The organism is Alysiella crassa DSM 2578, assembly GCF_000745955.1.
GTDB lineage: Bacteria > Pseudomonadota > Gammaproteobacteria > Burkholderiales > Neisseriaceae > Simonsiella > Simonsiella crassa.
This window is the reverse complement of the sequence record NZ_JQKH01000066.1, coordinates 1-13,861: the sequence shown is the minus strand read 5'-3', so window position 1 is coordinate 13,861 and position 13,861 is coordinate 1. Positions and strand designations below refer to the sequence as shown.

Here is a 13,861-nt window from a genome sequence, read left to right as displayed (position 1 = left end):
AGTTCGCTCAATTCAGTCATATTGGATTAGTCGTGAGAAAATTAATACGATACCACTGAATTGATGCGGACTTCTTTTTTTATTGTACTTTTTTTGTCGTGTACTGAAAGGCAGCCTGAAAATTACATCACTCCAAACAAAGGAAAATCATCATGGAAAATCAATCATCAACAGGCACTATTTTTGCGGCGGCGGTACTGGCATTGGGTTTGGTTGGGGCGGCGTGGGCGTTGGGCAGCCAATTTGGGAAATTGCGCGATTCGGGCGTGATTACCGTGAAAGGCTTGGCGGAAGCGGAACACAAAGCCAGTTTGGGAACATGGCGCGTGGGCGTAAAAGCGTGGGGCACAGATTACGCCAGCGCAATGGCAAACAATAAAAAACACTACGCCGTATTACGCAAATTTTTGCAAGAACAAGGTTTTACCGTTGAAGAATTAAAAACCGAAGAAATGGACGTGGAAAGCCACACCGAATATTACACCGATGAAAAAGGGGAACGCCAATCCCGCGAAAATGGCTATGACGCTTCACGCGATTTTGCCGTGTCCACCAAAGATTTGGCGAAATTGCAAAAAGCGCAATCCGCCATTTTGCAGCTTCGCGCCGAAAATGAGACGGTGAATTTTGGTTCGCCAAAATATTATTTGGAAGATTTGGAAAACATTAAACGCACGCTGATTTCCAAAGCCACGCAAGACGCCGCCGTCCGCGCCGAAGAATTCGCCAAAACAGGCAATATGAAAGTGGGTGCCATGCAATCGGCTTCGCAAGGCTCGTTTGATATTCAGTCCACCAGCCCCAGCAGCGATGGCGACAGCGACAGTTACGGTGGCAGCTACGACACCAGCACGATTGATAAAAAAGTGCGTTTGGTGGTTACGATTCAGTATCGGATTGCAGAATAATATTTGCCAAAAAAATCAGGCAGCCTGAAAACATTTTTCAGGCTGCCTGACCATACACAATAATTTTATCCACCTAAAATGTAGGGTGCGCCGTGCGCACCAAATGGCTGAATCATTTAAATATTGTGGTGAGTTTGGTGCGCATGGCGCACCCTACTGTGATTTTTGTTGTACTAAGGCAGCCTGAAATTCATCTTCCCCTTAAAACAAAACTTCCCACAAAGCATGTCCCAATAAATACGCCGCCAATGCCACCGTAACCGAGTTTACCCCCAAACGCAGCCGCGTACTTATCCCCACCAACACCGCCAAACCGACAATCTGCCCCCAAATCAACACCACTTCAAATGTTTGCAACATGATTGCCGCCGCCAAACCCAAAGGCGCAGTCCAAACCCATACAGGCAGCCTGAAACGGTTTAGCTCCACCCCCTGCGTTGCCAATGACAACAAAGTTAAACCGCCATAAATCAAGGTTGCCGTTGCCGCAAAAATCTGCACATTCCCCAGCGACCACCACGCCAACACAGGCGTACACACCGCCAATTTCACATAAATCTTGTCCACACGTTTTAAATGCAGCACATTCGCCATTCTCGCCCACACAAACACGCTCGCCATCAGCGCAAACAAAATCATGCTACTGGGCATATGGTCTTCCATCGTGCTGACAAAATGGAATCTGAAAGAATTAATGTGAGCAAGAGAATCTTTTACATCATTCAGTTCAATATCGCGCAATACATGACTCCAATATTGCAGCCATACCATTCCCACAATCATCAACAAAATCAATTGCACCACCGAGCCATTCCATCGCCGCTTATTTTCGCGCACAGGCAAAGCATTCGCCAACACCCCACACGCCACGCCCCACGCCGCAAACGGCAATGCCAATAAATACATCACATCGTTCCATGTCGTGCCGTCTGCCAATTTTTCGCTCAACAACATCGCCCCCCAACCCAGCACAAACCCCACCCACGCCAATAAAGGCGCAATCAAAATCCGCGACCAAGCCATCTGCCACGCCGACAAAGACGACATGCGCAATTGGTCAAACGCATTCGCGCTCACATCTTGCTTCAGGCTGCGTTCCAATAAAACATAGCCCGCCAATGCCGACAACACCAGCGTCATAGAACCGATTTCACGAAAATGCGACCACCATTCACGATATTCTTCTTTGGCAAACGCAAACAGCGCAAACACCAGCACCACCCCCACAATCAAGCCCCAACGCACATTTGTCCACCACAAGCGTTGAAATTCGGCGTTCACATGAATTTTGGGTAATTTGATTTCACTCATCACAATTCTCCCTTGTTAATGTTCAGGCTGTCTTGATAACTTTGCAGCAGCGTGGTTTTCACGGGTTGCATTTCGCAAACAGGCAAATCTCGCGCCACCAATTCGCGCAACAACGCCACACGCGCCGCTTCACCCTGCGCCAATTTCACCCACACGCCATCGTCTTTTTCCTGAATTTCGTCTATTAAATCTATTGCTTGAAGTTTTTGTAAACCATTTTCAGGCAGCCTGAAAAATTTGAGCAACACCGTTTGCTGATTGGGATGGTCATCATGCAAAGCCTGATGTGCTTGAATGCGCCCGTTTTTAATTACCAACATATGCGTACAATACTCGTCCAGCTCCGACAAAATATGGCTGGACACCAAAATTGTCATGCCGCCCGCTTTCAAATCCAACAGCAACAGGGATAATTCGTGCCGCGCTTCAGGGTCTAGCCCGCTCGCAGGTTCATCTAATAGCAAAAATTTTGGTTGATGTACAATCACTTGACCAATGCCGACACGCTGTTTTTGTCCGCGTGATAATGCGCTGACTTTATGATGAATTTTGTCGCGCAAACCCAATTTTTCCACCGTGCCGACCACCGCCGCATTCATCATCTCATCGGACACGCCACGCGCTTTGGCGGCGTAGGTTAAACATTGCAGCACGGTCAAGCCTTCAGGCAGCCCAAACATATCGGGCAGATAGCCTAATTGCGCGAAACTGGCGCGTGGGTCGTCCAAAATGGGTTTGCCATTCAACAATACTGTGCCTGAACTGGGGCTGTCCAGTCCAGCCATGCAGCGCATAAGCGTGGATTTGCCTGCGCCGTTTGGACCAATCAAGCCCGTAATGCTGCCTGTGTCCAATTGCAAATTGATGTCGTGCAACACTTGGCGCACATCGTAGTGAAAATTTAAGTTTTGGATATGAATCATGGTGATTTCCTTTGTGTCAAACAGCATTCTATAATATCCCAAAAAACAGTAAGGCAGCCTGAAAATAAGTTTTCAGGCTGCCTGATATTTTGTCAATCAAATATAGTGGATTCAATTTAAATCAGGACAAGGAGACAGCGACCGCCGTGTACACATAGTACATAAGGGAGCTGGCAACGCTGTACTGGTTTAAATTGAATTCACTATATTAAGCGTGTTTTTCGTCCGCTTTGTAGCCTTTCAAGGCAAAATACACAATGTAGCAATAGCACAACGCCGATACAAAGAACGATGGCAACAAACCAATCGTGTCCGCAAACGCGCCTTGCGCCACAGGAATAATCGCACCGCCCACAATCGCCGTACAAATAATGCCTGAAGCCGCACCCGTGAATTTACCCAAACCTTTCGTTCCCAAAGAGAAAATAGTCGGGAACATAATGGAATTGAACAAACCAATCGCCAACAAACTCCACATCGCCACCGTGCCGCCCGCCACAATCGCCAATGTAATCAATGCCACCACCACAGCAGCATTAAACGCTAAACATTTATTCGGCTCAAATTTATTCAAAATCGCCGTGCCAACAAAACGCCCCACCATCGCGCCGCCCCAATACAAAGCCAGATAATTCGCACCCGTTTCATGGCTCAAACCCACCACTTTTTCCAATACACTAATCATCATAGAGCCAATCGCCACTTCACCACCCACATAGCAGAAAATGCCGACCGCGCCCAAAATCATGTGTTTGTATTGCCATACGCTGGTTTTGCCATCGTGGTTGTGTTCCGTTTCCGCGTTGGCGATTTTACGCGCGTCAGGCAGCTTGATAAACGCCACCGCTACCGCCAGCAACACCATAAAACCCGCCAAACCCAAATACGGAATTTGTACCGAAGCCACTTGTTCCGCTTTGGTCGCAGACGCGTCCACAAAAATCATCGCCGCACCCAAAGGTGGTGCAATGGTGGTAGCCAAAGAGTTAAACGCTTGAATTAAGGTTAAAGTAGTGGATTCTTTACCTGGTTTGGACAACAAGGTTACATACGGATTACCCGCCACTTGCAGCAACACAATCCCCGTTGCCAAAATAAACAATGCGCCCAAGAAAATCGGATAAGACGCGCTGCCCGCCGCAGGATAAAACAACACGCAACCCAACGCCGCAATCAAAAAACCGCCAATCACACCACCTTTATAACCAATTTTTTCCACCAATTTGCCTGCTGGAATAGACATCAGCGCGTATGCCGTGAAAAAGCAAAATTGCACCAACATCGCCTGCGTGTAGCTCAAATCAAATATTTTTTTCAGGTGCGGAATTAAAATATCATTCATGCAGGTAATAAAACCCATCATGAAAAACAGAGAGGTTAGCACACCCAATGCGACCGTGTTATTTTGTTGATTTGTTTGTGAAGACATAAAATACTCCAAAATATTTTTGTTAAATAAAAGTATTTATCATACTGTGATTGCATGTATTTGGGTATATTTTAGCAAACGCAATTTTTTTAATATTTGATAATACTTGAGTTTCATGAAGTTTCAGGCAGCCTTACAGTACGGCAAAATTCATGTAGGGTGCATACTACGCACCCTACATTTTGAGTGTTGATAAAATTGTCGTGTACTGAAAGGCAGCCTGAAAATGAACAAATCAATATTATTTTTTGGCTGCCGTATTCATTTTCCATTTTTCTTTTAATTTATTCAGCGTGCCGTCTGCTTCCAAACTTGCCAAGCCTTTATTAAGCCGATTCAGTAATTCTGTGTTGCTTTGATTCAGCACAAAAACCACATCATCGTATTCAGGCGAAGTTGGGTAAATCACACGCAGTTTTTGTTCGGGATATTGTACTGCATAATATTCAAAAGAAGCGGAAGTACCGATTGCCGCATCACTACCATTGGTCATGACGCTTTTTACGCGCAACCATGATGAAGCAAAATTTTGTGTTGCATCCAATGTTTCTGTGCCTTGCAATTTTTTTAAGGTGCGTTCAACAGAACCACCTGCGGTGTATGCCACACGCTTGTCTTTTGCATCTTCATAGGTTTTAATTGGAGAATTTTCTTTCACAACCAAAACTGTGGTAACCTGATAATAAGGATTAGAAACCGCCCATTTTTGACGGCGTTCTTCGGTTGCAACCGCACCACCTGTGATCATATCCAAACTTTTATCGTCCAAATATGCAAAAATGCCCGACCAAGGTTTAGGCACAAATTCAACAGCAAAACCTTCACGTTTACCAATTTCACGCAATACATCAACGTCAAATCCTTCCAATTCACCATTGTTCGTTCTACTGATGAACGGTTGATAAGTGGGATCTACACCCACACGGTAAATGGGCAAATTACTTGGCGCAGATACAGCCACAGCAGATGCTGTACTGGGTGTAACAGCTTGAGAATTTGAATGATTACAAGCAGTTAAAGATAATGCCATAGCAAAAGATACAGTAATAAAACGTGAGAATAACATAATATCTCCTAAAAAATGGTTTTTATACTACAGGCAGCCTGAAAATCCGTTGAACACGTTTTCAGGCTGCCTGAATTTTTAAATAAAAATTACACACCGCGCAATAATTCGTTTACGCTGGTTTTGGCGCGGGTTTGCGCGTCCACTTTTTTCACAATCACGGCACAATACAGGCTGTGGCTACCGTCTTGGCTGGGCAGGCTGCCTGAAACCACCACCGAACCTGCTGGCACGCGACCATAATGGATTTCGCCTGTTTCGCGGTCGTAGATTTTGGTGGATTGTCCGATGTACACGCCCATGGAAATCACGCTGCCTTCTTCCACAATCACGCCTTCTACGATTTCGGAACGCGCACCGATGAAACAGTTGTCTTCAATGATGGTGGGGCTGGCTTGCAAGGGTTCCAACACGCCACCAATGCCCACGCCACCGCTCAAATGCACGTTTTTGCCGATTTGGGCGCAAGAGCCAACTGTTGCCCAAGTGTCCACCATTGCGCCTTCGTCCACATACGCGCCGATGTTCACATACGATGGCATCAGCACCACGTTTTTGCCCACGAAACTGCCACGGCGTGCCACCGCGCCTGGTACGGCACGGAAACCTGCTGCCTGAAAATCGGCTTGTGTCCAAGTGGCGAATTTGGTTGGCACTTTGTCAAAAAATTGGTTCACGCCATCGCCCAAAATCACATTGTCTTGAATGCGGAATGACAGCAACACGGCTTTTTTCGCCCACTCGTTCACTTTCCATTTGCCCACGCTTTCACGCTCGGCAACGCGCAGGCTGCCTGAATCCAATTGACGCAAAGTTTCCAAAACGGCTTCTTTCACTTCAGGCGTAACCGTTGCTGGTGTGATTTCGGCGCGGTTTTCAAATGCGGTTTCAATGATTTGTTGCAGAGACATGGTTTTTCCTTAAATCTTGTTCACAAAAAATGCGATTGTAGCGCAAAAAATACACCACGTTCAGATTTTAGCAATTCCTAAACCTGAATCATAAAATTGTTTTATGCCAAAAAAATCTTCAGGCTGCCTTACAGTACACGACAACATTCATGTAGAGTCGCAGAATTGAATTCACTATTTGTATTTTTACTTCTATGACTATATTTTGTATTGTTGTACACAAAGGCAGCCTGAAAAATTCATTCACGGACGCTGCTGCTCAATAGGCAACTGCTCCGATGTACGCCCAAACCGCCGTTCACGCTGCGTAAATGACGCAAAGGCTTTTTTAATTTCTGTTTCATTAAAATCAGGCCACAACACATCAGTAAAATAAAATTCCGCATACGCCATTTGCCACAGCATAAAATTGCTAATCCGTGTTTCACCACCCGTACGGATAAACAAATCAGGTTCGGGGGCTTCTGCCAACATCAATTTTGCTGACAAATCTTCCTGCGTGATTTCTGTTTTACCTTCACGAATCAACTGGTTGGCAGCCTGAACAATATCCCATTTGCCGCCATAATCTGCCGCAATGGTTAGTGTTAAACCCTTATTGTTTTTAGTTAATTCTTCTGCTGCCACAATGCCATCTTGAATGGCTTGACTGAAATGGCTGCGTTCACCAATTACTTTCACACGCAAACCATTGGCGTGCATTTTTTTCACTTTCTTGTCCAAAGCACTCAAAAACAAGCCCATCAAAAACGACACTTCTTCTTCAGGTCTGCGCCAATTTTCGGTGGAAAAAGCAAATACCGTCAAATACGCCACCCCCAAATTGGAACACACGCGGCACATTTCTTCCAAAGTATCCAAACCGCGTTTATGTCCCATCACACGTGGCATAAGCCGCTTTTTTGCCCAACGACCATTGCCGTCCATAATCACGGCTACATGACGTGGAATATTGGTGTTTTCAGGAATATGGCTCATGATATTTCTCTTTCATAAAAAATTGACTGGTAAAAACAAATTATAACGTGAAAGGCAGCCTGAAACGGCTTTCAGGCTGCCTTTATTTTGTATTTTGTTTATTTTACACGGCTTGCAATGCAGGTTGCTCATCCAAAATTGCCGCCACCAAATTCAATAAAGCCTGTTGCACACGTCCAGAGGTTTGCACAAACTCTCCTCTCAAAGTATAAACCGCCTCAATTAGATGTCCATTTTTATGGTTTTCCAACATTTTTTCGGCACACTCTTGAAAATGTTGATAAGCCATAGTCAATTCAGCATATTCAGCATAATCACGCAAAGTATGCTCTTCACATTTGAGCCATTGTCCAATACAGCACATCAAACCTTCGCCTACGGCAGCCAAATCAAATGTTTTGGTTTGACCTTCACGCATCATTTGCTCAAGCTGATAACAATAAGCTTTATGTCCAGCCAATAATACCTGTAATTCTGGCACAGAATATTTTGGACAAGGAGATTTCACATTATCCAAAACTGTGATTTCCATATTATCATAATCATCACAACCACAACCACCATTTTGACGCTTATTCACAAACGCATTAACTGCTGGCTCAAGCGTTTCCTCCGTTACAAATTTCTGAATAAAGTCAATCAATTCATTGGTATTGCAGCAATCTTTGTTGTTGATAGCAGTATTTTCAGGCTGCCTCTTTGATTGAGCAAACCATTTTTTAAACAAACGCATAAAATAAAACCTTTCTTAAAATATTGCAATTTAATTGTTATGAATTTATTAAATTAATTAAAAAGTTGCAAAATACTTTATAGCCACAAATGCAGCAAAAAGCAATCTTTCTTATAAATTATTTACAAAATTTGACTTTATAAACAAATTAAATCAATACAAACAATTGATTTAATTTTAAAATAATGTTTAACATAAATTCACCCATCTGTGGCATGCACATAAGCAACATCTTGACAAACAAATGATTTTGCTTTAAAAAGGCGTTTGGCAAACCATAGCGCAGTTTATTATGACGAAAGTAACCATTTTCACAGGTTCATTTTGTCCCTACTGCATGATGGCAAAACGCTTATTGAAACAAGTGGGTGTGGAAGATATTGAAGAAATCAACCGCGATACCCACCCCGATCAATTTGAGCAAGCCATCGCAGGCACAGGACAACGTACCATACCTCAAATTTTCATTGGCGACACCCATGTGGGTGGCTTTACCGATTTATATGCTTTGCACCAACGTGGCGAATTATTGCCCCTATTGCAAAACAATTAATTTTTCCATTAACTCTTGATTAAACAGAAAGTATTTATTATGAGCGAACAGACTCAACCAATTTTCAGCATTGAAAAATTGTATGTGAAAGACTTGTCTTTGGAAGTGCCACATGCACCTGCGATTTTCTTGGAATCGGAAACCCCCGAAGTGGATATGCGCGTTGCCACCCACAGCCAAAAAATTGAAGAAGAATTTTACGAGTGCGGTATCACCGTTACCATCACCGCAAAATTGAAAGATGAGCGTGTGGTGTTCTTGAGCGAAGTGAACCAAGCGGGTATTTTCCGCTTGTCTAACATTCCTGAAGAAGACATCAAAATTTTGCTCGGCGTGGCTTGCCCAAACATTTTGTTCCCATATGCGCGTGAAACCGTGTCTTCTACCGTAACCCGTGCTGGTTTCCCACCCGTGTTGCTCGCACCAATCAACTTTGACGCGATGTACCATCAATCGCAAGAAGAACAAGCCGCGTAATTTAATTTTTTAATTAAATTAAGCAATAAGGCAGCCTGAAAAGTTTTCAGGCTGCCTTATTAAATTAAATTCACTATAAAAAACAACTACAACTATAGTCGTAGAAATGAAAATGCAGTATAAGGCGACAACGCCCGCCGTGTACGAATAGTACATAAGAGCGTTGGCAACGCTGTACTGCTTTTTCAGTTCTGCGACTATATCTACATTTCCTGATAATCCACATCAATATGCCAACGAATTTTCCCATCACGATACTGCGCCAACACCTGTTCCCACAAACCCAACGCCCGATGTAACGCCGCCCTATCCGCGCTTTCCACAAAAATCTGCGCCCGCTCACGCTCCGCCAGCCGCGCCATCAACATAGCCACCGCCCCCATCTGCCACACATTTTTGGGTAACAAAGGCGCAATCACATCACGAATTTCATTCAAAAAATCAATCGCTTCACTCATTTTCAACGCGTCCGCACGAATGGCAGCCTGAAAACCAAATGGCGGCAAATTAAACAATTGCCGTTGCGCCAATTCATGTTCCGCAAATAAAACAAAATCTTGCGCCTTAATCGCTTGAAAAATCTCATGTTCAGGCAGCCGCGTTTGAATCAGCACCCGCCCACGATGTTCCGCCCGCCCCGCTCGCCCCGACACCTGCATTAATTCGGCAAACAAGCGTTCTGGCGCACGAAAATCGCTGCTAAATAATGAACCATCGGCATTTAATACCACCACCAAATTCAAACGCGCAAAATCATGCCCTTTCGCCAACATTTGCGTCCCCACCAACACGTCCAACTCATTCGCCGCGATTTGCGCGTACAAATCCGCCCAATCCGTTTTGCGGCTGGTGCTGTCCCTGTCCACACGCGCAATTTTGGCGTGGGGCAACGCATTTTTTAATGTTTCTTCAACACGTTGCGTGCCTTGCCCAACCGCCGTCAAATCCTGATTGCCGCATTCCGCGCACGAATGCGGTACAGGCTGCCTGAAATCGCAATGATGGCAACGCAATTGCCTAGCCCTTTGATGTAAAACCATTTTTGCCGAACAATTCGGGCAACCAAAAGTATGCCCACAATCCGCACAAAACAAAGCTGGCGCAAAACCACGCCGATTCAAATACACCAAAGACAAACCGCCATTTTTAAAATTTTCTTTTAATAATTGAAGCACTTGTGGCGAAAAACCATTGTCCAAAGGCACGCGGCGCACGTCCAACACCGAAATCTCGGGCAATTGCGCCAACTCATTGGCACGATTGGATAAAGTCAATAATTGATACGCGCCCGATTGCGCCTTATGCCACGTTTCCAAACTCGGCGTTGCGCTGCCCAACACAATCGGACACGCTGCTTGTCGCGCCCGCCACACCGCCAAATCGCGGGCATGATAGCGTAACTCATTGTCTTGTTTAAAAGAATTATCGTGTTCTTCGTCCACCACCACCAAGCCCAAATCCGCCATCGGCGTGAACACCGACAGCCGCGTGCCAATCACCAATTTCGCCTGCCCCAACATCGCGCGTAAATAATCGCGCCCACGCGCCCCAGCCGCTGTTTGGCTGTGCAACACGGCGGTGGGCATATCGGGAAAACGCTGCGCCACACGTGTAAGCAATTGTGGTGTCAGGTTAATTTCGGGAAGCAAAAACAAAACCTGTTTGCCCCGCGCCAACACGTCCGCCATGATGTCAAAATACACTTCGGTTTTGCCGCTGCCCGTAATGCCGTGCAGCAAAAAGGTTTTGTATTCAAATAGATGAGATTTGACGGCGGCGGCGGCGGCGGCTTGTTCCGCATTCAAAATATGCTGCGATGGCGGAATGGGTGGCGTGGCGAGCGTGCTGCTTTCCAGCCAGCCAAGTTGTTCATATTCCTGAATAAAATCTCTGGCTTTGGGGTGGATTTTTTTCAACGCGGCAAGATTCAGGCTGCCTGAAAGCAGCGCATGCCAAATGGCTAATTTTTTGGCGTGATTTTTGGGCGGTGGCGTTTGCGTTTTGCCAACCGCGTTGAGCGTGTAAAAAGTCGGGGCTTCGGGTAGTTCTATGGCTTTGTTTTCTTTGAGTAAACTGGGTAGCGCGGTGAACACAGTTTGCCCAACAGGATAATGATAGTAGCGCGATGTGAACTGAATCAGTTCGCGCCAATTTTCAGGCAGCCTGAAATCATCAAATACTTGAATAATCGGTAAAATTTTATTGACATCAATATCGGCTTGCACCTGATTTGCCCACACAATGCCAATTTGCGTTTTGCCGCGTAATTTGACCAATACACGGCTACCAAGCGGAATTTCCGCCGTGTGAGAATAGGTAAGTGGCGGCAAAATGGTGTTTAGGGCGATATGGTGGTAAATCATGGTGGGCGTGGGTAGGGCGAATAAATAATTGGATTATATAACAAGCGGATTGGGCTTTCAGGCTGCCTGTAAAACAAAAAAACCTTGTTTCATTAGAAACAAGGTTTTCAGAATTTGGCACGCCCACGGGGATTCGAACCCCGGTTGCCGCCGTGAAAGGGCAGTGTCCTAGGCCTCTAGACGATGGGCGCGTTGGGAAAACGGAAATTATACGGTTGCGAAAATTTTTGTCAATTAGGCAGCCTGAATATTCAGCCAGCCATTTGATTCAGCAAATTATTTTCCTGATGACAAGGTTCGCCCATTGCTTAATTTCACACTTACATTCAAGCAGCCTGTGGTTTGGAGCGGGTCTAGTTGGAGCAACTCGGCTTTGAGTTGCCCCGCTTGCCACGCCAAAGTTTCGCTGGCAGACAATGGAATCGCCACCGCGCCACATTGCACAGGTTTGAGCGTATTCGCATTAAACAATTTGATGTGCAAACGCTGTTCCATCGTATTGGTTTTGCCTTTGGCAGCAGCCTGCACGTCCATAGACAAATGTACCACGCCGACATGGGATTGTGAACAATAAGTTTGCGGTTTCACAATGGATTGCCCACGGAAATTCACACGCCCCGTACCCCATTGATAGGTATTTACCCGATTGCGTATCGGCTGCATTACGCAGCCTGCGGGCAAGGTGTCGGGCAAAGTCGGTGTTTCGGCTTTGCTGAACACATATTCTTTGTCGGCTTCGGGCGCGCTGTCATCGTCAATCAAATGGGCAAAACCTTCGTTGAGTTTTTTCATGTAATCCGATTTGTCCAAGCCATTTTCATGACGCGTGATGGTAAAGCTCTCGTTAAACAAAGCTTGGTCGGCTTGATTACTCATCATCAGATAAATATTGCTGCGGCGATCTTGCCAAATTTTGTAAACAATATCAGCAGGTTTGCCCACATAAGGCGTACCCACATACAGTAAATTATTACACACCGCATCACCGTGTTGATAATTGCGCCACTCATAGCCATCTTCCAAATAGCGCGGTGGCAACATCACAGGATAATGTTGTTTAGACAAAGATTCGCAGCTAATCGGTGCGCCTTTTTGCGCCCATGGATTGAATAAATCAAAATCGCGTTCCACTTTAATCAAGCTGTTGGCAGTTAATTCGCTGGGCTTGGACACCGCCGAAGCTGCTGAAGCTGTCATTGCTACTTGGCTGGCGGCGGCGTTTTCAGGCTGCCCATTTTCTGAAACCGATTTATCTGCCGCTTGCTCATCGCGCCAAATATTGCTGGCTATGCCTTTGCGGTATACGTCTTGCACCCAAATGCTCAAGCTGGTAAACACAATAAACGCCACAAAACCCGTTTTCAAGCCACGCGTGGGATAACGCCAACGAATCGCCGCCGCCAGCAACAAATACCCCGAAGCCAACCAAAAAATCACGCCTATGCCCACTTTGACATCGCCACGATTAAAATACAAATGCCCCACCGCCAACAACATCAGCAAAAACACCACCAATGCACGAAAAATGGGCAATTTCGCTTCGTGTAAACGAAAAATCAAACGAACATAAAATAAAGTTGCAATTAAAAACAACCATTTAAACGGATTAAACGAATAGGCAAAGGAAAACACCGACCACAAACCAGCCGTGTCATCTTTAAATGGCAGCAACATAGATGCGCCAAAAAAAGTCATGGCAAAGCCAATCAGCAACTTTTGCAAGGGGCGGCGGCTTTGGTCAATAGGCGGAGTGTCCGTACGTTTTTTTTGAGTAACTTGACGGGACATGTGCAGCGTTTCCTGAATGCGATGGGTCAATTTAGAATAATATTTTGATTTGCTAACACTTTTCAGGCTGCCTTTCAGTACACGACAAAAATAACAGTAGGGTGCGCCGTGCGCACCAAATGACTGAATAATTTAAATATTGTGGTGGATTTGGTGCGCACGGCGCACCCTACTGTTATTTTTGTCGTGTACTGAAAGGCAGCCTGAAAACCGTAGCGAAAAAATGAACGTATTATAACAGCTAATTGAATAATTAGTCATGTGATTCAAAATTTACATTCTTAACACAATCTAACCAGTTTTATGAAAATTTTTTTGTTAAAATGCCACAATTAACCATTTAGGCAGCCTGAAAAACCATGCAGCTCTTCCAACTCCACCAACACCCACTTGCCACTTTCCAACACGAAAGTAAACATTT

At 45.2% G+C, this 13,861-nt stretch carries 12 protein-coding genes and 1 tRNA gene; 3 read left to right on the top strand and 10 right to left on the bottom strand.

Annotated elements, in window-relative coordinates; translation table 11 throughout:
* Positions 1 to 152: 152 nt before the first annotated feature.
* The gene (locus Q338_RS09460) at positions 153 to 908 is read left to right on the top strand and encodes an SIMPL domain-containing protein (RefSeq protein ID WP_051968585.1); all 756 of its coding nucleotides are present in this window, start codon (positions 153 to 155) and stop codon (positions 906 to 908) included.
* 201 nt (positions 909 to 1,109) lie between these two features.
* Here the strand turns inward: Q338_RS09460 and Q338_RS09455 are convergent, their stop codons facing one another.
* The 7 genes from Q338_RS09455 to Q338_RS09425 form a co-directional block, all read right to left on the bottom strand.
* The gene (locus Q338_RS09455) at positions 1,110 to 2,219 is read right to left on the bottom strand and encodes a hypothetical protein (RefSeq protein WP_034294662.1); all 1,110 of its coding nucleotides are present in this window, start codon (positions 2,217 to 2,219) and stop codon (positions 1,110 to 1,112) included.
* Positions 2,219 to 3,142, bottom strand: coding sequence for an ABC transporter ATP-binding protein (locus tag Q338_RS09450; RefSeq protein ID WP_034294660.1), 924 nt, complete (start codon positions 3,140 to 3,142; stop codon positions 2,219 to 2,221). Before Q338_RS09450 ends, Q338_RS09455 begins: the two co-directional genes overlap by 1 nt.
* Positions 3,143 to 3,350: 208 nt before the next feature.
* Positions 3,351 to 4,571: a sugar MFS transporter gene (locus tag Q338_RS09445; protein ID WP_034294658.1), complete on the bottom strand. Its 1,221-nt coding sequence runs from the start codon at positions 4,569 to 4,571 to the stop codon at positions 3,351 to 3,353.
* Between the two features lie 241 nt (positions 4,572 to 4,812).
* A complete protein-coding gene (locus tag Q338_RS09440; RefSeq protein WP_034294655.1) occupies positions 4,813 to 5,637 on the bottom strand; it encodes a substrate-binding periplasmic protein in 825 nt (274 codons plus the stop codon).
* An 89-nt stretch (positions 5,638 to 5,726) separates the two neighbouring features.
* Positions 5,727 to 6,548, bottom strand: a complete 822-nt coding sequence (gene dapD / locus Q338_RS09435) for a 2,3,4,5-tetrahydropyridine-2,6-dicarboxylate N-succinyltransferase (RefSeq protein WP_034294652.1) — start codon at positions 6,546 to 6,548, stop codon at positions 5,727 to 5,729.
* Between the two features lie 243 nt (positions 6,549 to 6,791).
* A complete protein-coding gene (locus Q338_RS09430) occupies positions 6,792 to 7,526 on the bottom strand; it encodes an isoprenyl transferase (protein ID WP_034294649.1) in 735 nt (244 codons plus the stop codon).
* Positions 7,527 to 7,629: 103 nt separating this feature from the next.
* Positions 7,630 to 8,259 (bottom strand): hypothetical protein, encoded by a 630-nt coding sequence (locus tag Q338_RS09425; RefSeq protein WP_034294646.1) that lies wholly within the window; start codon positions 8,257 to 8,259, stop codon positions 7,630 to 7,632.
* Positions 8,260 to 8,551: 292 nt separating this feature from the next.
* Between Q338_RS09425 and grxC the strand changes: the two genes are divergently transcribed.
* Together grxC and secB are read left to right on the top strand one after the other, a co-directional pair.
* The gene (gene grxC / locus Q338_RS09420) at positions 8,552 to 8,812 is read left to right on the top strand and encodes a glutaredoxin 3 (RefSeq protein WP_034294643.1); all 261 of its coding nucleotides are present in this window, start codon (positions 8,552 to 8,554) and stop codon (positions 8,810 to 8,812) included.
* A 39-nt stretch (positions 8,813 to 8,851) separates the two neighbouring features.
* Entirely contained in the window at positions 8,852 to 9,289 is a 438-nt protein-coding gene (gene secB / locus Q338_RS09415; RefSeq protein WP_034294640.1) for a protein-export chaperone SecB, read from the top strand.
* A gap of 203 nt (positions 9,290 to 9,492) precedes the next feature.
* On the opposite strand, the gene Q338_RS09410 is transcribed toward secB, so the two are convergent.
* From Q338_RS09410 to Q338_RS09400, 3 genes are all read right to left on the bottom strand, one after another.
* Positions 9,493 to 11,652, bottom strand: coding sequence for a primosomal protein N' (locus tag Q338_RS09410; protein ID WP_034294638.1), 2,160 nt, complete (start codon positions 11,650 to 11,652; stop codon positions 9,493 to 9,495).
* A gap of 115 nt (positions 11,653 to 11,767) precedes the next feature.
* Positions 11,768 to 11,843, bottom strand: a tRNA-Glu gene (locus tag Q338_RS09405).
* Between the two features lie 85 nt (positions 11,844 to 11,928).
* Positions 11,929 to 13,440 (bottom strand): MFS transporter, encoded by a 1,512-nt coding sequence (locus Q338_RS09400; protein ID WP_034294636.1) that lies wholly within the window; start codon positions 13,438 to 13,440, stop codon positions 11,929 to 11,931.
* Positions 13,441 to 13,861 lie beyond the last annotated feature (421 nt).

Coding starts and splice junctions, on each gene's coding strand:
- Q338_RS09440 (WP_034294655.1), bottom strand. CDS start 5,637: ATGTTATTCTCACGTTTTATTACTGTATCTTTTGCTATGGCATTATCT.
- Q338_RS09425 (WP_034294646.1), bottom strand. CDS start 8,259: ATGCGTTTGTTTAAAAAATGGTTTGCTCAATCAAAGAGGCAGCCTGAA.
- dapD (WP_034294652.1), bottom strand. CDS start 6,548: ATGTCTCTGCAACAAATCATTGAAACCGCATTTGAAAACCGCGCCGAA.
- Q338_RS09460 (WP_051968585.1), top strand. CDS start 153: ATGGAAAATCAATCATCAACAGGCACTATTTTTGCGGCGGCGGTACTG.
- Q338_RS09410 (WP_034294638.1), bottom strand. CDS start 11,652: ATGATTTACCACCATATCGCCCTAAACACCATTTTGCCGCCACTTACC.
- Q338_RS09450 (WP_034294660.1), bottom strand. CDS start 3,142: ATGATTCATATCCAAAACTTAAATTTTCACTACGATGTGCGCCAAGTG.
- Q338_RS09430 (WP_034294649.1), bottom strand. CDS start 7,526: ATGAGCCATATTCCTGAAAACACCAATATTCCACGTCATGTAGCCGTG.
- Q338_RS09455 (WP_034294662.1), bottom strand. CDS start 2,219: ATGAGTGAAATCAAATTACCCAAAATTCATGTGAACGCCGAATTTCAA.
- Q338_RS09400 (WP_034294636.1), bottom strand. CDS start 13,440: ATGTCCCGTCAAGTTACTCAAAAAAAACGTACGGACACTCCGCCTATT.
- secB (WP_034294640.1), top strand. CDS start 8,852: ATGAGCGAACAGACTCAACCAATTTTCAGCATTGAAAAATTGTATGTG.
- grxC (WP_034294643.1), top strand. CDS start 8,552: ATGACGAAAGTAACCATTTTCACAGGTTCATTTTGTCCCTACTGCATG.
- Q338_RS09445 (WP_034294658.1), bottom strand. CDS start 4,571: ATGTCTTCACAAACAAATCAACAAAATAACACGGTCGCATTGGGTGTG.